The organism is Sphaerisporangium viridialbum (assembly GCF_049674955.1).
Classification (GTDB): domain Bacteria; phylum Actinomycetota; class Actinomycetes; order Streptosporangiales; family Streptosporangiaceae; genus Sphaerisporangium; species Sphaerisporangium viridialbum.
Genome location: NZ_CP187232.1, coordinates 322,004 through 340,543, shown reverse-complemented (window position 1 = coordinate 340,543; position 18,540 = coordinate 322,004). Strand labels below are relative to the sequence as shown.

13 protein-coding genes and 1 pseudogene are annotated in these 18,540 nt (G+C 68.7%); 7 read left to right on the top strand and 7 right to left on the bottom strand.

Going from position 1 to position 18,540, the window contains the following annotated elements:
* Positions 1 to 22 precede the first annotated feature (22 nt).
* The 4 genes from ACOZ38_RS01570 to ACOZ38_RS01555 all read right to left on the bottom strand — a co-directional run bounded on the left by ACOZ38_RS01570 (position 23) and on the right by ACOZ38_RS01555 (position 6,117).
* Positions 23 to 1,831 carry a DUF4434 domain-containing protein gene (locus tag ACOZ38_RS01570; protein ID WP_424528227.1) on the bottom strand — a complete coding sequence of 603 codons (1,809 nt, stop codon included), beginning with the start codon at positions 1,829 to 1,831 and terminating at the stop codon, positions 23 to 25.
* A 124-nt stretch (positions 1,832 to 1,955) separates the two neighbouring features.
* Positions 1,956 to 3,044, bottom strand: a complete 1,089-nt coding sequence (locus ACOZ38_RS01565; protein ID WP_405143338.1) for a glycosyltransferase — start codon at positions 3,042 to 3,044, stop codon at positions 1,956 to 1,958.
* A gap of 16 nt (positions 3,045 to 3,060) precedes the next feature.
* Positions 3,061 to 4,326 carry a nucleotide sugar dehydrogenase gene (locus tag ACOZ38_RS01560; RefSeq protein ID WP_424528225.1) on the bottom strand — a complete coding sequence of 422 codons (1,266 nt, stop codon included), beginning with the start codon at positions 4,324 to 4,326 and terminating at the stop codon, positions 3,061 to 3,063.
* A gap of 129 nt (positions 4,327 to 4,455) precedes the next feature.
* On the bottom strand, positions 4,456 to 6,117 hold the full coding sequence (locus ACOZ38_RS01555; protein ID WP_424528223.1) for a glycosyltransferase family 4 protein: 1,662 nt from the start codon (positions 6,115 to 6,117) through the stop codon (positions 4,456 to 4,458).
* Between the two features lie 76 nt (positions 6,118 to 6,193).
* Between ACOZ38_RS01555 and wecB the strand changes: the two genes are divergently transcribed.
* Together wecB and ACOZ38_RS01545 are read left to right on the top strand one after the other, a co-directional pair.
* Positions 6,194 to 7,330 carry a non-hydrolyzing UDP-N-acetylglucosamine 2-epimerase gene (gene wecB, locus ACOZ38_RS01550; protein ID WP_424528221.1) on the top strand — a complete coding sequence of 379 codons (1,137 nt, stop codon included), beginning with the start codon at positions 6,194 to 6,196 and terminating at the stop codon, positions 7,328 to 7,330.
* Between the two features lie 146 nt (positions 7,331 to 7,476).
* Positions 7,477 to 9,555: a glycosyltransferase family protein gene (locus tag ACOZ38_RS01545; RefSeq protein ID WP_405143332.1), complete on the top strand. Its 2,079-nt coding sequence runs from the start codon at positions 7,477 to 7,479 to the stop codon at positions 9,553 to 9,555.
* Positions 9,556 to 9,606: 51 nt separating this feature from the next.
* On the opposite strand, the gene ACOZ38_RS01540 is transcribed toward ACOZ38_RS01545, so the two are convergent.
* Complete coding sequence (locus ACOZ38_RS01540; RefSeq protein WP_424528219.1) at positions 9,607 to 10,761, bottom strand: hypothetical protein; 1,155 nt, start codon at positions 10,759 to 10,761, stop codon at positions 9,607 to 9,609.
* 757 nt (positions 10,762 to 11,518) lie between these two features.
* Here ACOZ38_RS01540 and ACOZ38_RS01535 point away from each other — a divergent pair.
* Positions 11,519 to 12,955 (top strand): ATP-binding protein, encoded by a 1,437-nt coding sequence (locus ACOZ38_RS01535; RefSeq protein WP_424528217.1) that lies wholly within the window; start codon positions 11,519 to 11,521, stop codon positions 12,953 to 12,955.
* On the opposite strand, the gene ACOZ38_RS01530 is transcribed toward ACOZ38_RS01535, so the two are convergent.
* Entirely contained in the window at positions 12,952 to 13,728 is a 777-nt protein-coding gene (locus ACOZ38_RS01530) for a hypothetical protein (protein ID WP_424528215.1), read from the bottom strand. The genes ACOZ38_RS01535 and ACOZ38_RS01530 overlap by 4 nt on opposite strands.
* Before the next feature lie 121 nt (positions 13,729 to 13,849).
* On the opposite strand from ACOZ38_RS01530, the gene ACOZ38_RS01525 reads away from it, so the two are divergent.
* The 4 genes from ACOZ38_RS01525 (at position 13,850) to ACOZ38_RS01510 (ending at position 17,785) form a co-directional block, all read left to right on the top strand.
* Entirely contained in the window at positions 13,850 to 14,251 is a 402-nt protein-coding gene (locus ACOZ38_RS01525) for a hypothetical protein (RefSeq protein ID WP_424528213.1), read from the top strand.
* Between the two features lie 220 nt (positions 14,252 to 14,471).
* Entirely contained in the window at positions 14,472 to 15,539 is a 1,068-nt protein-coding gene (locus tag ACOZ38_RS01520) for a glycoside hydrolase family 19 protein (protein ID WP_424528211.1), read from the top strand.
* 213 nt (positions 15,540 to 15,752) lie between these two features.
* Positions 15,753 to 17,273 (top strand): MDR family MFS transporter, encoded by a 1,521-nt coding sequence (locus ACOZ38_RS01515; RefSeq protein WP_424528209.1) that lies wholly within the window; start codon positions 15,753 to 15,755, stop codon positions 17,271 to 17,273.
* A gap of 107 nt (positions 17,274 to 17,380) precedes the next feature.
* Positions 17,381 to 17,785, top strand: coding sequence for a VOC family protein (locus ACOZ38_RS01510; protein WP_424528207.1), 405 nt, complete (start codon positions 17,381 to 17,383; stop codon positions 17,783 to 17,785).
* 72 nt (positions 17,786 to 17,857) lie between these two features.
* On the opposite strand, the pseudogene ACOZ38_RS01505 reads toward ACOZ38_RS01510, so the two are convergent.
* A pseudogene (locus ACOZ38_RS01505) lies at positions 17,858 to 18,373 on the bottom strand (ATP-binding protein); the annotation flags it as partial.
* Positions 18,374 to 18,540 lie beyond the last annotated feature (167 nt).

The following is an 18,540-nucleotide window of genomic DNA, read 5'->3' as shown; positions in this document are numbered from 1 at the left end:
GGTATATGGGGGCCGAAGACCGTCACGCCCCGCGGTGGAGGTAGACCGGGGCGTTGCTCTTGCGCCCGTCGGCCGACGTCACGTCCACGCGCAGCCACGCGTCGGCGGGCACCGTGCTCCAGTCGACCGGCACCCAGATCTTCTGGACGGCGGGGGGCAGCCCGGGGATGGGGGTGCCGTCGGTCCATCCGACCGCCGCCGAGTCGGCCTCGCGCGGCTTGTCGCCGCCGTACCAGCTCACCGTGACCTTGCCGCGGGCGAGGTTGTACCCGCGCACCTCGACGCCGTCCTGGATGCCCCGCTTGCCGGGGATGACCTGGATCGGGATGGGCCGGTCCCAGTCCCCCGCGACCTGCTCGGCGAGCGTCGGCGACCCGCAGTTGAAGAAGCTGCTCCACTTGTAGGAGATGATCTTCGACACGTACGGCCCGGCGAACGCGACGGCCGCGTCGAGGCGCTGCTTGTCCGTGGCGCCGCGCTTGCCGCCCGCCTCGCAGGCGCCGTCGCCCTTGGGCTCGAAGGCCTCCACGTTGGCCCAGAGCTGCACCTCGCGGCCTCCCGCGCGCATCTCGCCCAGCGCGTTGGACATCGCGCGGTAGTAGTCGCGCGTGCCGCCGTAGTACGCCTCGCCGTAGGAGGTGTCGCCCACCACGGGCTTGAGCCGGTCGTCGACCGTCTGGCCCTTCAGGTTGGGCCAGAACAGGCCGACCTTGCCCGTGCCCCGGCTGTCCTGCGGGGCGATGATGCCGACGCCCGTCTGCGCGAGGACCTTGAAGCCCCGCGCGACCTGCTCGGGCGTCGAGGTGAACCTCTTGCCCCTGCGCGCGTCGAGGTACGGGCTGACCATGATCGGCTTGCCGGGAAGCTCCTGCTGCACGATGTCGTGCTGCTCGGCGTACACCTGGAGGGTCGTGACCACGGTGGGGTCGGGCCAGTCCCTGAGCTGCAGCTCGAAGGGCTGGTAGACGCCGCCGAGCGAGGTCCTGTCGGTGAAGCGGTCGCCGTAGTCCTGCAGGACGCGCCGGGTCAGCGTGGTGAGCGTGCCGATGTGCCGGGGGTCGGCCTTGGTGGGCTCCACGCGGTCGCGCGGGGCCAGCGGCAGCGCGGGGAAGACCTTCATCGCGAAGCGGTCGGCCAGGTCGAGGATCTCGGTCAGGCTGTCCTTGACGGCCCCGTCGACGAGGATGAGGTGGTATCCCCTCCCCTTGGAGCTGAAGTCGCACGTCGCGTCGTCGGAGCCGTCGTCGGGGGCGAGCACGCGGTAGTAGACGTCGGTGCCCACCGTGATCGTGTGCTCCATCTGGGGGCAGCGGAACAGTCCCTTGCCGAACGCCTCGTCGGTCCGGTAGACGTACGTCCAGGTGATGCGGTTGCCCGGGTTGGCCGCCTTGAGCGCGGACTCCGCGGCCTGCACGCAGGTCATGCCGTTCTCCTGGCACTTCTGGTAGCGAGGGTCGAGGGTCCCGCCCGCGGCGTCCAGCACCTGCCCGTCCTGGTCCACGGTGCGCGGCTGGAGCCCGAACCCGAGGCGCACGACGGTGTCCCCGCCGACCTGGTGGATGGCCTGGAGCTGGCTGCGCCACGTGCAGTGGTCCGAGGTCGGCACCAGCCAGTAGCCCGTGACGGCGTACGGAGCGGGGGTCGTGGTGTCGAACGTTCCACAGGGGTCGCTGAACACGCTGGCCGAGGGGGTCGGGGTCCCTGACTCCGGCTGCTGGGCCGGTGTGGTCGTCGCGGTCTGGGAACCTCCTTGGGAGTCAGGTAGGACGATGACCATCGCAGCGACAGCGGCGAGAAGAACCGCTCCCAGGAGCAGAGTGAGCCCGCGCACCTTCAGGAGATTACCGTCCTTAGGTTGTGGCCCTGATAAAAATGATCAGGATCGGGGGGTCGCCCAGGGCCACGCTGGGAGGGCATCCCGGCGCCCGGGCGTTCGAAGCGTCAGTGCCCAGGAGCTACTTCTTCACGCCCGCCCAGGCCTCGAGCTGGGTGACGAACCTGCGGGCGGAGTTCGGCCAGTGGTGGTTGGCCCGGGCCGCGGCGTAACCGCGCGCCCCCGCCGCCCGGCGCTCGGCGGGCTCGTTGCGCAGCCGCAGCACCGCGCGCGCCACGGCCTGGGGGTCGCGCCAGGGCACGACCACGCCGCTCTGATAACGCTCCACGAGCTCCACGGCCCTCGGCGACGGCGTCGTGATCACCGGTATGCCGTGCGCCATGTACTCGACGATCTTGGTGGGCATGGAATGGCGGTAGTTCGGCTCGTCGTGTAACAGCGAGAGCCCGGCCAGCGCCCCGTCGAGCCGCTTGAGCGCCTCGTCGTTCGGCATGAAGTCGCGCCACTCAAGCACGCCGTCGGCCACGGCCTGGTTCAGCATGGGCCTGCTCTGCGGGTCGGCGTAGCCGATGAGCTCGACGGCCACGCGGTGCGGCTGGAGCAGCCGGCCCACCTCGACCGCCTCGCGCACGCCCCGGGCCTCCGACAGCCAGCCCAGGTAGACCACGCGATCGTCGGACGGCTCGCTGACGTGGTCGGGCACCCAGGTCTCGTTCGGCACGACCAGGTGCGCCTGCCGGAACCGGCCCGCGTAGGCGGTCTCGGCCAGCAGCAGGTGCAGGTGGCGCTCCGCCGTACCCTCCAGCAGCCGGGCGAGGAAGCGCGTCGGCGGGCGCAGGAACGAGGGCAGCCAGGGCTTCAGCGACAGCGTGGCGGGGGTGTCCTCATGGACGTCCCACACCACCGGAGGCCGCTTGCGCACACCCGCGACCGCGAGCAGCAGCTCGGGGTCGTGGATGAGCGCCAGGTCGACCTGGCCGCGAAGGCTCTTGAACAGCCGCCGGGCGGCCCGCACCGCGGACAGCCGCTTGCGCTCCGCCGCCCTCGGCAGATCGACCCCGGTGACCCACGACCGCGGCACGACCCCCCGTGCGGTGTACGGCGCGGCATACGTGACCGCATGACCGGCGTCCACGAGCGCGCGGATCTGCCGGTGCAGGATCCGGGCGTCCTCGGGGTGGTGGACCACCGTCATGACAAGCACGTGCACGCGCCGACCCTCCCCGTCAGAGCCGCTCGACGCGTTCGCCCTCGGAGAGGACGCCCCGGGTGTCGAGAAGTAGATGCGCTCGTTTCTCCACCATGTCCAGGTCGAACTCGGAGTGCTGCTGGAGCAGGACGGTCACGTCCGCGCTCTCCACCGCCTCCGCCAGATCGTCCTCTCGTGGCACTTCGACCCCGTCGACCGTCCACTGCTTCACGTGGGGGTCGGCGAAGACGATCTCGGCGCCCAGATCGCGGAACGCCCGCGCGATCGGCACCGCCGGGGTCTCGCGCTCGTCGGCGATGTCCGGCTTGTAGGTGACGCCCATCAGCAGGACGCGGGAGCCGTTGACCGGCTTCTTCGCGCGGTTCAGCAGGCGCTGCACGCGGGCCACCACGTACGCCGGCATCCGCTCGTTGATCTCCTGTGCCAGCTCCACGAAGCGGAAGGGGTAGCCGAGCTTGCGCACGGCGTGGGAGAGGTACGAGGGGTCGACCGGGATGCAGTGACCGCCCACGCCCGGACCGGGCAGGAACTTCTGGAAGCCGAACGGCTTGGTGGAGGCGGCCTCGATGGCCTCCCACAGGTTCACGCCGAGCTCGTCGCAGAAGATGGCCATCTCGTTGACGAGCGCGATGTTGACGTGCCGGTAGGTGTTCTCCAGCAGCTTGGCCATCTCGGCCTCGCGCGTGCCGCTGACGGTCACCACCTGCTCGATGAACCGCGCGTAGAACGCCTCCGCGCGGTCGCGGCACGCCTCGGTGTACCCGCCGACGACCTTCGGCGTGTTGCGCAGCCCGTACTTGGTGTTGCCAGGGTCGATGCGCTCAGGCGAGAAGGCGAGGTGGAAGTCGGTCCCGGCGGTCAGCCCGGACGCCTCTTCGAGGATCGGGCGGACGACCTCGTCGGTCGTGCCGGGATAGGTGGTCGACTCCAGGACGACGAGCGCGCCACGCTGGAGGTAGCGCCCGACCGACTCGACCGCGCCGCGCACCGCCGAGAGGTCAGGACGGTGGTCCTCGTCCAGCGGAGTGGGCACGCAGATGACGATGGTGTCGCTGGCGGCGAGGATCGACTGGTCGAGCGTGGCCGTGAACCCGTTGGCCAGCATGGAGTCCAGATCGGCGTCGCTCAGGTCATCGATGTAGGAGCGGCCGGAGGTCAGGGCGTCGACCTTGCGCGCGTCGACGTCCAGTCCGACCACGCGAAGACCTGCCCCTGTGGCCTCTTTGGCCAGGGGCATGCCCACGTAGCCCAGGCCGATGACCGCGAGGTCGTACCCGCTCACGTGGCGACCTGAGGAAGCCCGAAACAACACTGCATGGTGGGAAAGGCTATCTCAACTCCGCACAGATCACGTCTAATGCGATTGAACGCATAGCCAAGCTGAGGTTTCAGATCGGTCATGACTCGCCACTCATCGGGCCACCGACTGGTAGATCCCACGATAGGTCTCGGCTATCCGGCTCCAGGTTCGCTTCGTGGCGACCTCGTTCCGTCCGGCCTCGCCCATCTCGGCACGCCTCGCAGGGTCGTCCCGCAGGCCCGCCAGGGCCTTGGCGAGGGCCGCCGGGTCGCCGGGCGGCACGAGCAGGCCGGCGCCGTCCGAACCGACCAGCTCAGACAGCGCGGGAAGGTCGCTCAGCACGACCGGCTTGCCGAGCGCCATCGCCTCCACCGGCTTGAGCGGCGTCACCAGGCGGCACACGCGCAGATCCTCACGCGGGCAGACGAAGATGTCGATGGCCGACTGGGCCTGTAGCGCCTCCTCGGGGCCGACCCGGCCGGGAAGGATCGCCAGATCGCCGAGGCCGAGCTTCTCGACCTGGGCGAGCAGCGCGGGCCGCTCGGCGCCGTCGCCGACGATCAGGACGCGCACGGGGGTCCTGGTGTCGCGCAGCAGCGCGGCGGCCGAGAGCAGCGTCGCGAAGCCCTCGTAGCCGACGATGCTCGACACCGAGCCGACGACGATCTCGTCCGGCGCGATGCCGTACGCGGCACGGAACGCGGCGCCGTCGTAGTCGGCGGTCAGCAGCGTGTCGTCCACGGCGTTCGGCGCGAGGAAGATCTTCTCGCGGGGCACGCCCCGCTCGGCGATCTCCACCGCCATCGTCTCGGCGAGCGTGACCACCGCGTCGGCGGAGCGCATGATGTGCGCCTCGCGGTCGCGCTGGAGCAGGTGCCGCTCGCTGCCGACCCTGGCCGCGTCGCGCGAGGCCCAGGTCTCCTCCAGGAAGCCCCGCACCTCGTAGACCAGCGGCGTGCCGGTGCGCTCGCGCGCGGCGAGCGCCACCGAGCCGTTGCGGTGGTCGGTGGCGGCGTGCAGCACCTGGGGCCGCAACGTCCTGACCAGCTCGGTCACCTCGCCGGCTCCGCGGATCATGCGGCCCCGGCTCTCGAACGGCACCTCGCCGCTCGGCAGCAGGCGGTGGTACGGGACGCCGTCGATCTCCTCGTACGGCTCGGCGTCGGCGTGCCCCTGGAGCATGGGCCAGCCCCAGCTCGTCACCACGTGCGGGTCGAGCCCGGCGGCGCGCTGCGCGGTCACGATGCGGTGCGTGCGGACGGTGTACCCGGCCTGCGTGTACGGCAGCGCGTTCGTCACGCAGTGCAGGACGCGGCCCTCGATCCGCTCGCCGACGATCACCTTGGACTTCGGCGGGATCGGGGCGGTGCCGATCGCGGCCTTCTCGCCCTCGTAGTAGGCGATACGCCTGCGGATGAACGGCCAGCGCGCGTGCGGCTGGAGCACCTCGATGGCCTTGGTCATCCGGCCGTGCTCGAACTCGGCCTTGGCCGCCTCCAGGGGGCCGTCGGCCATGCGCCGCGCTATCTTGCGCGCGGTGACGCGCACGACGCGGGCGACCGGCCACGCGACCTTGCCCACCGCTGGACGCAGGCGTGGAGGCATCGCCTCCGCTGCGGCCTGCGCCACACGCATCGGGTCGGACTTGACCCTGGTGACGAAGACTCTGGAGACAATGACCGGATGCTGGACGAAGCCCTTGAGGAAACCGCGCACGCCGGCGCGAGCCGACTTGGGGGAGACCTTCTCGGGCCGGCTGGCCTCGGAAACCACGCGGTGACCGTACCATAGGCACCGCTTAGCCCTACTGGGCATTAGTTGACCCACTCCCGGCTGAAAGGCGAGGTCAATGAGGGAAAATCCCCTCGTTCTGCACGTGCTGGGCGCTCGTCCCAACTTCGTCAAGGCGGCGCCCGTCGTGCGCGGCCTGGCCGAGCTGGGGGTCCGGCAGGGCATCGTCCACACCGGGCAGCACTACGACGCGCTCATGTCCGACGTCTTCTTCGCCGACCTCGGGCTTCCCGAGCCGATCGCGAACCTCGGCGTGGGTTCCGGCAGCCACGCGCGCCAGACGGCCGCGCTGCTGACCGGCCTGGAGGAGGTCGTGCTGGAGCACCGGCCCGACCTGGTCGTGGTCTACGGCGACGTCAACTCCACGCTCGCCGCGATCCTGGTCTGCGCGAAGCTCCAGATCCCGACGGCGCATGTGGAGGCGGGCCTGCGGTCCTTCGACCGCGAGATGCCCGAGGAGGTCAACCGCGTCGTCACCGACGCGCTCGCCGACATCCTGCTGGTGACGAGCCCCGACGGCCTGTCCCACCTGGCCAACGAGGGCGTCTCCCCGGGCAAGGTGCACCTGGTGGGCAACCCCATGATCGACAGCCTCTTCTCGGCGCTGCCGAAGCTCGACCCCGAGCCACTGAAGGAGCGCCTGGCCCTGCCCGAGCGGTACGCCGTCGCCACGCTGCACCGCCCGGGGAACGTCGACGACCCCGAGTCCGCGCGCGAGCTGGTCGAGGCCGTGCTGGCGGTGAGCGAGCAGGTGCCGATCGTGGTCCCGCTGCACCCGCGCGGGCGCGGCCGCCTCGCCGAGGCGGGCCTGGTGACCGGCGACAACCTCACGATCATCGACCCGCTGGGGTACGTCGAGTTCCTCTCGCTGGTACGGGGCGCGGCGCTGGTCGTGACCGACTCCGGCGGCGTGCAGGAGGAGACCACGATGCTCGGCGTCCCGTGCCTGACCGTGCGGCCGAACACCGAGCGGCCCATCACGATCACCCACGGCACCAACCGCCTGGTCACCCCCGCGACGCTGCCCGCCGCGGCGTCCAAGGCGCTCGCCGACGGCGCGGCCACCCCGAGCGGCGAGCTGCCGCCGCTGTGGGACGGCGCCGCGGGACCGAGGATCGCCCGCGTGATCGAGGCCTGGCTGCGCGGCGACAACCTCTCCCCCGCCGCCCAGGCGATCCCGCCCACCACGTCCTGACCTGCCCGATCGCCGGGTCGGCGATCTGGGCATTTGGGCGAAAACACCCGTCCCTTCGCGGCGGAAGCCGTACGATCGGACATTCCCGGGCGATGAGCTCACAGGCTCGCGCGGGAGCTCGCGGATACGAGGGAGCAAGTCGGACCATGGCCGAGAGTGACCAGACAAATCCGGATGAGCCGCGTTTTCAGCGACTCGGGGCGGCGAACTGGCTACCCGAGGAGCGCAAGGTCGTCGAGCGCTACGAGGACCGCATCCGCGACCTGGAGCGACGTCTCGCCACCGCCGAGGCGCGGGCCGAGTACGCCCAGTGGCAGCTGTCGGCGACCAAGGCGCAGCGCCCGTACCGGGTGAGCACCGCGCTCGCCGGGGCCAAGCGCCCGTCCAGGCTCGTACGGCTCCCGCGCGACCTGTCCCAGGCGCTGAAGCCGAAGAAGGCTCCGAAGGCGCCCGCGACGGTCACCGCGAGCAGCGTCGCCATCGACGCCGTGCTCGCGCACGCGCCCGAGGTCAAGATCCCGAACCTCGCCTGGCCCGAGGGCCCGGTCAGCCGCCCGGACCTGAAGGTCGCCGTCATCCTGGACGACTTCTCCCGGATGGCCTTCAAGTACGAGTGGGACCAGATCGAGTTCGGGCTCAAGGACTGGCCGGAGATCTTCGCCGAGAAGCGCCCCGACGTGCTGTTCTGCGAGTCCGCGTGGCACGGCAACCAGACGCGCTGGCGCTACCAGATGACCGGCACCAACGCGCCCAAGCAGGAACTGCGCGACCTGGTGAGCTGGTGCCGCGAGCAGGGCATCCCCACGGTCTTCTGGAACAAGGAGGACCCGCCGAACTTCGAGTTCTTCATCGACACGGCGAAGCTGTTCGACTACGTGTACACGTGCGACGGCGACATGGTGCCGAAATATCGCGAGATATTGGGGCATGACCGGGTGGACGTGCTGCAGTTCGCGGCGCAGCCGCGCGTGCACAACCCGATCCAGACCAAGCAGGGCCGGCCGTACGACGTGGTCTTCGCGGGCATGTACTTCCGCGACAAGCACCCCGAGCGACGCGAGCAGATGGAGGCCGTGATCGCTCCCACGCGGGAGCTCGGCCTGCACATCTTCGCCCGCAACGACAAGGCCGGCGACAAGTACGCCTGGCCGGAGGAGTACCGCCCGCACATCGTGGGCGAGCTTCCTTACGAGCAGATGCTCGCCGCGTACAAGATGTACAAGGTCTTCCTCAACGTCAACTCGGTGATCGACTCGCCGACCATGTGCGCCCGGCGCGTCTTCGAGCTGTCGGCGTGCTCCACCACGGTGCTGTCGGGATGGTCGCGGGCCATCGAGGAGACGTTCGGCACGCTGATCCCGATCGCGCACACGCAGGAGGAGGCCTACAACCAGGCCCTCTACCTGATCAACAGCCCGGAGCTCCGCGCCCGCCAGGCCCACCTGGCCATGCGGGAGGTGTTCGACAAGCACCTGTTCTCGCACCGCGTCGACCAGATCCTCACCGCGCTCGGCCGTCCCGTGGCCACGCGGACGAAGACCGTGTCGGTGGTGCTGCCCACCAACCGGGCGGGCCAGCTCGAACACGCCATCTCCCAGGTCGCCCGCCAGCGCCACCGCGACCTGGAGCTGATCCTGGTGCTGCACGGGCTCGACATCGACCCGGGCGTCGTCCGCGACAAGGCACTCGCCGCCGGCATCCCCGCCGTCAAGGTGCTCACCGCCGACCCGTCCCTGACCCTCGGCGAGGTGCTGAACCTCGGCATCGCCCAGGCCGACGGCGACTACATCGCCAAGATGGACGACGACAACCTCTACGGCACGCACTACCTGTCGGACCTGCTGCGCGCCTTCGACTACGCCGACGCCGAGATGGTGGGCAAGGGCGCCCACTACACCTACTTCCCCGCCACCAACACGACCGTGATGCGCCTGCCCGGCCTGGAGCACCGGTACGCCCACCTCGTGCAGGGCGCCACGATCCTCGCCAAGGCCGACCTGCTGCGCACGTTCGCCTTCGAGGCCGTCAACGCGGGCGAGGACACGCGGCTCGTACGACGGTGCAAGGAGGAAGGTGTGCGCATCTACTCCGCCGACCGCTTCAACTTCGTCTACATGCGCGGCGCTGACGCCTCGGCCCACACCTGGAAGGCCCAGGACTACAAGCTGACGCGCAACGCCCAGTTCTCCTTCGTCGGCCACCCCGAGGCGCACGTCATGATCTGAGGGTCCTTTCCGAGGCCACGGGCGCTGTGAGCACTTTCTGCGGACAGCGCCTCACCGCTCCTTTTTCAGGGCGCCCAGCATGCTCCTGAGGTCGGTCGTGGTCATGGCGCGGGCCTGGGCTTGGACCCGCGCGGCCATACTGTGGCCTCGGTCCGTTCGGGCGTTGTAGCTGACGCCGCACGACACCCGTCCAACGCTGTTCGGTCGCATGGCGATCGTGCGTGTGCAGGAGCCGACGGATGAGCCGTCCAGGCGGAAGCTGACAGTGACCTCAACGGCGATCTTCGACTTCGTCTGGAGCATGGGATCGTCCCCGAGAAGACGGTTCTTGATCTGGGCGTTCGCCGTACACCTGTGGTTGTCGCAGGGGGAGAGGTTTCCCACGTCGGTCACCTTGACACTCACCTGCGAGTCGATCGAGTTCCGCAGCTCTCGAACCTTGACCTGAAGCTTCCGGACGAATCCCCCCGCGCCTTCAGCGCTCATCCCGATCAGGTCCAACCGTCCTTCAAGGATCCGAGACCGCGACAGTGGAGAAGACACTGGCCGTATCGCGGCGTCGCCTGCCAGAGCGGCAGTGCCGGTGTCGGGAGTGGCCGGGGTCGAACCGCTGTCGCCCTCGCTACCGCCTGCCCTCGACGTCTCGATACGGACGATGTGATACGGCGACGCGGTCGTCAGGTAGACACGGCCGGTAGGAAGGGCGATCGGACGTGCCGAAACTCCGTTGACCCGCTCTGCGGGTCCCGGCGTGAGCCGCCCTGAGATTCCGCCCGGGTTCATCGCTCCGGCCAATTGGGACGGGGTGAGCGTTCTGATGTTCCCGATGGGCAACTTCGACGCTGGTAGCTTGATCCACCGGTTGACATACCCCTTGGCCTGGCTCGCTGAAGCGCCATTGGTGCGCCAGTAACTCGCATTGCCCTTCACGAACGCCTTCTCATCGGCGGAGAACAACTGCACCCTGTTACGGCTCTCGACAAGCATCCCGTGCGTGGATCCTTCCGCCGTCACCGAGAGGTCGACCTTCACGTGAGCGCCCGCGCCGGCCAGCGTGCCCTTGTAGCGGATGCCGGGAAGCCCCGACAGATTGGTCACCGCCTGGGCGAGCTGAGCCGCAGTGTCAGAGCCTGTCGGCTTTGCCGCCAATTTGGCTGCCGGCTCGGGTGTGACGGCACCGGTGCCGCTCAGCGCGACGCCAAGCACCGCGACGACGGCGAGGACACCTGCCGTTATCCCTCCACCTATCAAGATCTTGCGTTTACGCCGCGAACCGCCTGGCCCGGGGACCACAGGCCCGTATCCCCAAGGAGGCGGAGCGGACTGGCCATAGGCCGGCGGTGGCCCATAGACCGGCGGTGGCCCATAGGCAGGTGGCGGACCGTACGACGGAGGAGCACCGTCCGAATGTCCTTGTAACTGCGCGGGCGCAGGGCGGTAGCCGTAGGGATAAGGCGAACCGTCAGACTGAGGGGTAGGAGCCGCCCAGGGACCGGGGCGATCACTGGACCTGGAAGGCCCTGGCCTGGTTCGGTCATCCGGGTCACTAGCTTCGGTGCCAGTCAGGTTGCTCATCGTGCCCTGCTTCTCCCTGTGCGCGTATATGGATGCCGATACGGCCAGGTACCTGCTGTCACCACCCGCCAGAAGGAGCAGAGCCGACAAACACGAGGTCGCCTTTGACCGCAATGGAAATCGATCTTTACTGCCGGGAAGGATGCGGTCAAGCGGATAAGTCACCTTGATCCCATTATCGGCCTTGACCCCTGAAGCCGACCCGGATTTCGCTGGACTGCACCGGTCCGGTCGTCGAGATGGCCTTCGCCACCGCCGAGGCCAGGCGTTTCCCAAGGCGTTGGCACCCGGCGACGACGAACGCCCTCCGCTCGCCGGACCATGAAATCGGCATGCCCTGTACTGCTCGCGATACTATCGGCAGCGATACTATCGCTAGGAGATGCATGTGAGCGGGTTCGTCGGCCGGGAGGCGGAGCTTGCGGCGCTGCAGGGGTTGCTCGACCGGGTGACCTCGGCCGCCGGCGATCTCCGGCCGGGGCGGTGCGTGCTCATGCGCGGGCGAAGGCGGATCGGCAAGTCCGCCCTGGCGGAGGAGTTCGTGACCCGCAGCGGCCTGGCGTCTCTGTACTTCACCGCCGCGCGCGCGAGCGCCGAGCAGGAGTTGCGGCAACTGCTCGACGACGTCGCGTCCTCCGACCTTCCTCACCGTGAACTCTTCGTCCGGACCCCGCCGGCCAACTGGAACAGTGCGCTCCAACTGCTGGCGGACGCGATCCCCGACGATTCACCATCGGTGGTGGTGATCGACGAGGTCCCCTACCTCATGGAGCGCGTCGATGCCTTCGAAGGGTTGCTCCAGCGGGCCTGGGACCGCTTCCTGAGCCGCAAGCCCGTTCTGCTGATCCTCATCGGCTCGGACATGTCGATGATGGAGGCGCTCAACAGCTACGAGAGGCCGTTCCATCAGCGGGGCACCGAGATGGTGATCAGGCCTCTCAATCCTGCCGAGATCCAGCGGATGCTCGATCTGGACGCCAAGACGGCCTTCGACGCGGCTCTCGTCACCGGTGGCCTCCCTCTGGTGTGCGCCGAATGGGCACCAGGAACGTCGGTGTGGGAATTCCTGCATGATGCGCTGACCAACCCGGTATCGGCCCTGCTCGTCTCAGGAGAGAGGACGCTGGCCGCGGAGTTCCCAGGACAGGCCATGGCAAGGGAAGTGCTGGAGGCCATCGGCAGCGGGGAGCGCACCTTCGTCAACATCGCGCGGGCCGCGGGAGGCATCTCCCACTCCACCCTCACCCGCGCGGCGGACCTCCTCACGGCCAAAGGCATCGTGTCCTCGGAGCTCCCGCTGAGCACCCGCCCATCGAAGGAACGCCGATACCGGATCACCGATCCCTACCTTCGCTTCTGGCTCTACTTCCTGCGGCCGCACATGCCGGAGATCGAGCGACGCCGGGGTGACCTCACGCTACGGCGGATCGCAGCGGGCTGGAGCAGTTGGCGCGGAAGGGCGGTCGAGCCATTGGTACGCGAGGCGCTGGCCCGGTTGGTACCCGATGGACGGCTTCCCTCCGCCGAGGCGATCGGCTCCTACTGGACACGGAGCAACGACGTCGAGATCGACATCGTCGGAGCGGACCGCGCCCCCATCGCCAAGGAACTTCGCTTCGCCGGATCGATCAAGTGGCTGGAGAGCGCCTTCGACGATCACGACCTCCAGGAACTGGTCCGGCACCGGGCCGCGCTGACCGATCGCACACTCCCATTGGTCGCCGCGTCCCGAAGCGGCGCGACGTGCGACGGACTCACCGCTCTCTACGGCCCAGAGGAACTCATCACCGCGTGGAGGCATCAGAGTCGACCAGAGAACCGCTAGACGGCGCTCGCTTCGTGGAGCCGGATCGGGTGCGGGCGGGTAGCGACCTTCCAGACCACGACGACGAGGAGCACCAAGAAGAGACCGTAGAGATCCAGGTGGATGCTGATCTGGGCCGTGTCCGGCTGTGCCGGTCCGGCTGACGATATGGCCTTCGTGACCGCGCAGGCCAGGAAGACTGGCGCTCCCACGGCCAGCACGTGAAGCGAGCGCGACCGCATCGCGAGACCGGCACGGATGACGTCGTCATCCGCGCCGGGCACGGGACCGCGTGCCAACTTGAGCTGGATGAGAACGCTCAGGAGCGCGACCGCGGCGGCGAGAACCAGGGTGACTGTTTCCTGGATGCCATCGGTGACAGCCGACAGGAGTACGAACACCCAGCCGGCGACCGCCAGGATTGACAGGAACTGTGCGGGCATGGACAGCAACGCCGGCGGGCGGCGGTCACCGCCGTGAGGCCGCCGCAGCCGGAGCTCCGCGATCACTGCTCCCGTGTACCAGCCGAGGAACGGATAATCGAACCCGATCCCGAGACTGATCTCGCCTCGAACGACCTTGACCAGGAGATACACCGCGAGGCCTGTCAAGAACCCGGCGGCTCGCCAGCGGCGGGTCGTACGGAGATAGCTGATCACCATGGCGCCGTTGCCCAGGGTGATGTCGAGATCATGGAGAGCGGCGAACCTCTCCAGCCGTTTCCGTTTCACTGGGCCACACTGACTTGCCACGATCGCGGCCACGGCCCCGATTTCCACCACGGCCACCAGCACCGATGCGATCATGACATATCCCCTTTCTGGGGTTAGGTGATCAATTTAGCGCCACGCCTTCTGGAGGGGACGGAGTTGTACGTCAGCGACGAGGTGTGGACGGCGGTTCGGGGAACGCGAGGTGGTGCTCCTGGAAGCCGGCCGGAGCGGCCCGGGGCTTCAGTTGGTGGCGGCGCAGATGTTCCGGCCGGGCGACCTGGCCGAGTCGACCCCGGAGGACAATCCGCCCACCACCGGGTTCCCCAAGACGATAAGACCGGGCAAGTCTTTCTCGTTGCGGCTCTTCTACATGGTGACCGACTGCCGCGCGGTGCCCGCAGGCCTCTGGCCGGTTCCGGTGCGGGTCAGGCAGTGGTGGGGAGAGTTGGCGGTCGACCTCCGGCCGGAGCCGCAGACAGCGGATGACCATCCCTCCTACTACACGACGCACAACGGACGCGGCGCGTACTCGGTCGAGTGGCAGAAGTACATGGCCGACCATGTGTGCGCGCCGCCCAAGAAGAAGAGGAAGAAGACTTCCTGACCGGGCGGACCGCGGTTCCTCCCCGGCGGTCGACTGAGGCGATATTTCGGAATGACTCGGTCTTTTTTAGGTCTTGACTGTTGTTAGAAGATCGTGTTGATTTGCCAGAGACCTGTGGAGGACTACCTCGGAGTACCGAGGTACCGGGCGGGGTCGTTGCGCGGGATCAGTCCTGTTCATCCATCGTGTGCGGATCCGTGCCGCACGAAGGAGCGAAGAAGTGTCGAGACTGCGCATCATGGCGTCCCTAGCCGCTGTGGCGATCGCGGGGGCGCTGGCGGTGGTCCTGCCCGTGGCGCCCGCGTCCGCGGCGGCCTGCGCGACCCCGTGGAGTTCGTCGGCGGTGTACACCGGCGGGATGACCGCCTCCTACAACGCGCACAACTGGTCCGCGAAGTGGTGGACGCAGAACGAGGTCCCGGGCAACGCCGACGTCTGGGCCGACCAGGGCACCTGCTCCGGCGGGAGCACGCCCCCTCCCTCCGGCTCGTGCAGCTACCCGAACTGGGTCGCCGGCCGGACGTACGTCACCGGCGACATCGTGAAGTACACCAACGGCCAGTACTACCGGGCCACGCACGACAATCCCGGGTACGACCCGACCATCAGCACGTGGTACTGGGACCCGTACACCTGCAGTGGCGGCGGTTCGACGCCGCCGCCCACGGGCGGGTTCGTGGTGAGCGAGGCCCAGTTCAACCAGATGTTCCCGAGCCGGAACTCCTTCTACACCTACAGCGGCCTGGTCGCCGCGCTGAGCGCGTACCCCGCGTTCGCGACGACGGGCAGCGACACCGTCAAGAAGCAGGAGGCGGCGGCCTTCCTGGCCAACGTCAACCATGAGACCGGTGGGCTGGTCTACATCGTCGAGCAGAACACCGCGAACTACCCCCACTACTGCGACACGAGCCAGCCCTACGGTTGCCCGGCGGGGCAGGCCGCGTACTACGGTCGCGGTCCGATCCAGCTGAGCTGGAACTTCAACTACAAGGCCGCGGGCGACGCCCTCGGCATCAACCTGCTCAACAACCCGAACCTGGTGCAGACCGACGCCTCGGTGGCCTGGAAGACCGGCATCTGGTACTGGATGTCGCAGAACGGGCCGGGCACGATGACCGCGCACAACGCGATGGTCAACGGGTACGGCTTCGGCCAGACCATCCGCAGCATCAACGGCTCCCTGGAGTGCGACGGGAGGAACCCCGCGCAGGTGCAGAGCCGCGTCTCCGCCTACCAGAGGTTCACGCAGATCCTGGGCGTCTCCCCCGGTAACAACCTGAGCTGCTGACCCGTAGCGCGTGACCGAGAAGGGTGCGGCCCGGTGGCCGTGCCCTTCTCCGTTGTGTGCGGCTACTCAGCGCGAATGTGGATGTCTCACGTAGATTGTCGCGATTGAGGGGGAATGAGAAGCGTGAGGGAGCCGTTGCGTACTCCCGGGGACGGCCGCGCGGCCAGCGGGGTGAGTCCGGCCTCGTCCACGACGCGCAAGGAGAACGCCCCGGTGACGACCGTAGCGAGCCCGAAAGGCATCGGCCTCAAGTCGGAACGCGGCCCGGTGCTCGCGGCCATCATGCTCTGTACGGGGCTGGTGGCACTCGACAGCACCATCATCGCGACGGCCGTTCCATCTGTGGTCAGCGACCTCGGCGGCTTCTCGCAGTTCCCCTGGCTGTTCTCCATCTACCTGCTCACCCAGGCGGTGACGGTCCCGATCTACGGCAAGCTGGCGGACATCTTCGGTCGCAAGCCGGTCATGTTCTTCGGCATCGCGGTGTTCCTGCTCGGCTCGGTGCTGTGCGGCGTCGCGTGGAGCATGCCCGCGCTCATCATCTTCCGCGCCTTGCAGGGCATCGGCGCCGGGGCCGTGCAGCCCATGAGCATCACGATGGTCGGCGACCTGTACTCCGTCGAGGAGCGCGCCCGCGTGCAGGGCTACGTGGCGAGCGTCTGGGGCATCTCCGCCGTGATCGGGCCCACGCTCGGCGGCCTGTTCTCCGAGTACGTCTCGTGGCGCTGGATCTTCTTCATCAATCTGCCGCTCGGCGCCATCGCGGCCTGGATGCTCGCCCGCCGGTTCAAGGAGCGGGTGATGCACAGCTCCCACCAGATCGACTACGCCGGGGCCACGCTGCTCACCGCCGGCTCGTCCCTGCTCATCCTCGGCCTGCTCGAAGGCGGGGTGGCCTGGGGCTGGGCCTCGGTGCCGAGCCTGGTCATCTTCGCGGTGGGCGCCGTCCTGGTGGCCGCGTTCGTCATCGTGGAGCGCAGGGCGGCCGAACCCATCCTGCCGCTCTGGGTGTTCCGCCACCGCACGCTCACGGGAGGCAACCTCGTCGGGCTGGGCGTCGGCGCGCTCATGATCGGCCTCAGCTCGTACGTCCCGACCTTCGCGGAGGGCGTCCTCGGCACCGGAGCTCTGGTGGCCGGGTTCGCCCTGGCCGCGCTCACCGTCGGCTGGCCCCTGGCCGCGACCCTGTCGGGACGCCTCTACATGCGCATCGGGTTCCGCGACACGGCGCTCATCGGCAGCGTCCTGGTCGTGGCGGGCGCCGTCCTGTGCGCCCTGCTGGGCCAGAACGCGAAGGTGTGGATGGTCGCGGGAGCGTGCTTCGTCGTCGGCGCCGGTCTCGGACTGGCGTCCAGCCCCACGATGGTCGCCATCCAGTCGGTCGTCGGATGGGAGCGCCGGGGCGTCGTCACGGCGACCAACATGTTCTGCCGTTCCATCGGTAGCGCGGTGGGGGCGGCGGTCCTCGGGGCGATCTCCAACGCCACGCTCGCCGACCGCTTCGCCCACCCGCCGGCGTCACTGGCCGGCAAGCTGCCCAACAGCGTCGACGCCACGAGCCTCGTACTCGGCGCCCAGGGGTCCGCCGCACAGTCGGCCACGGCCGTCTTCGTACGCAAGGCGCTGTACGACGCGAGCCACAACGTCTTCCTCGCGCTCGTCGTGGTCGCCGTGCTCAGCGTGGGCGCGCTGCTGCTCATGCCCCGCCGCACCGAGCAGCTCAGCTTCGACTGACGGTTCCCCCATGGCGGCGGCCGGGAACGGCATAACCGCCGTCCAGCCGGGAACGGGTGTGGGTGAAGGGAAGGGCATCGATCGCCCCGGTAAGGGGATGAGAAACCATGGCGATCTCTCTCAACCACACGATCGTCCCCGCGCGGGACAAGCGCGCCTCGGCCGGATTCCTCGCCGGGATCCTCGGCCTACCTGTCGGCGAGCCGATGGGCCCGTTCATACCGGTGCGCATCGGGGAGTCGCTGACCCTGGACTTCGCGGACGCCGACTTCGCCACCAGGGGCGTCACCGACATCGCCCCGCACCATTACGCGTTCGAGGTCGACGAAGCCGAGTTCGACCAGATCTTCGACCGGATCGAGCGGGCGGGCCTCGACTACTACGCCGAGCCCCACGAGCCCAAGCACTTCGGGGAGATCAACACCTCGCGTGGTGGACGTGCGGTCTACTTCGACGACCCCGACGGGCACATCATGGAGGTCATGACCACCTCCGGCGTCGACCCCCGCTGACGGGTCCACGGCTTCAAGGCCCGTGACGAGCGTCGCGCCCGGTCGCCGTGAGGGCCATTGCCAGGCCGCCCACACTGTCTTGCCGGTCCCGTCTGACGTGTGAACGACGCCCCACCGGTCCGCGAGCGTCTCGACGATTGTGAGGCCCCGGCCGTGGACGGCATCCAGACTGAGGCGGAGACGCCGAGGATCTTCGGGGCCGTGGTCGGTGACCCGCACGCAGATGCCTTCCGCCGTCGCCCAGAGCGAGAGCCTCACCGGCGGCTCGCCGTACACGACCGCGTTCCCGAGCAACTCGCTCACCACCAGGACCAGGTCGTCGGTGAGTTCCCGAGGCACACCCCAACCGCGACACGTGTCTCGCACCATGCTCCGGGCCTTGCCGACGACCGCCGGTTCACAGGGCAGGTCCCAGCACACGGTACGAGGACCATCCGGAGTGTCGATCACTGAAACTCCTTGTCGAAGACGGGGGGATGAGTTCTGCTCGATCTGGTCAAGGTGTGTGGCGGCGGCTCGCTGGACGACGTCCCGTTCCCGGGGAACCACCGCAGCGGTAACCGCTCCCTTGCGATGCCGTCCGGTCATGCCGCCCTCGCGGTGGAGGGCTCGTACAGGTACGGCTCGCGCCTGCCCGGCAAGCAACGGACGTCTGGGGGATGGCCCTGCCCGTACGGCGGAGCGGATCCGGCAGCCGGCGACGCGATGAACTGAGCGCGCTGCCTGGCATCCGGGACCGAGACCTGCGACATCGC

Bases quoted from the DNA above. Each gene is read 5' to 3' on its own strand.
- wecB (WP_424528221.1), top strand. From the start codon at position 6,194: ATGAGGGAAAATCCCCTCGTTCTGCACGTGCTGGGCGCTCGTCCCAAC.
- ACOZ38_RS01545 (WP_405143332.1), top strand. From the start codon at position 7,477: ATGGCCGAGAGTGACCAGACAAATCCGGATGAGCCGCGTTTTCAGCGA.
- ACOZ38_RS01510 (WP_424528207.1), top strand. From the start codon at position 17,381: ATGGCGATCTCTCTCAACCACACGATCGTCCCCGCGCGGGACAAGCGC.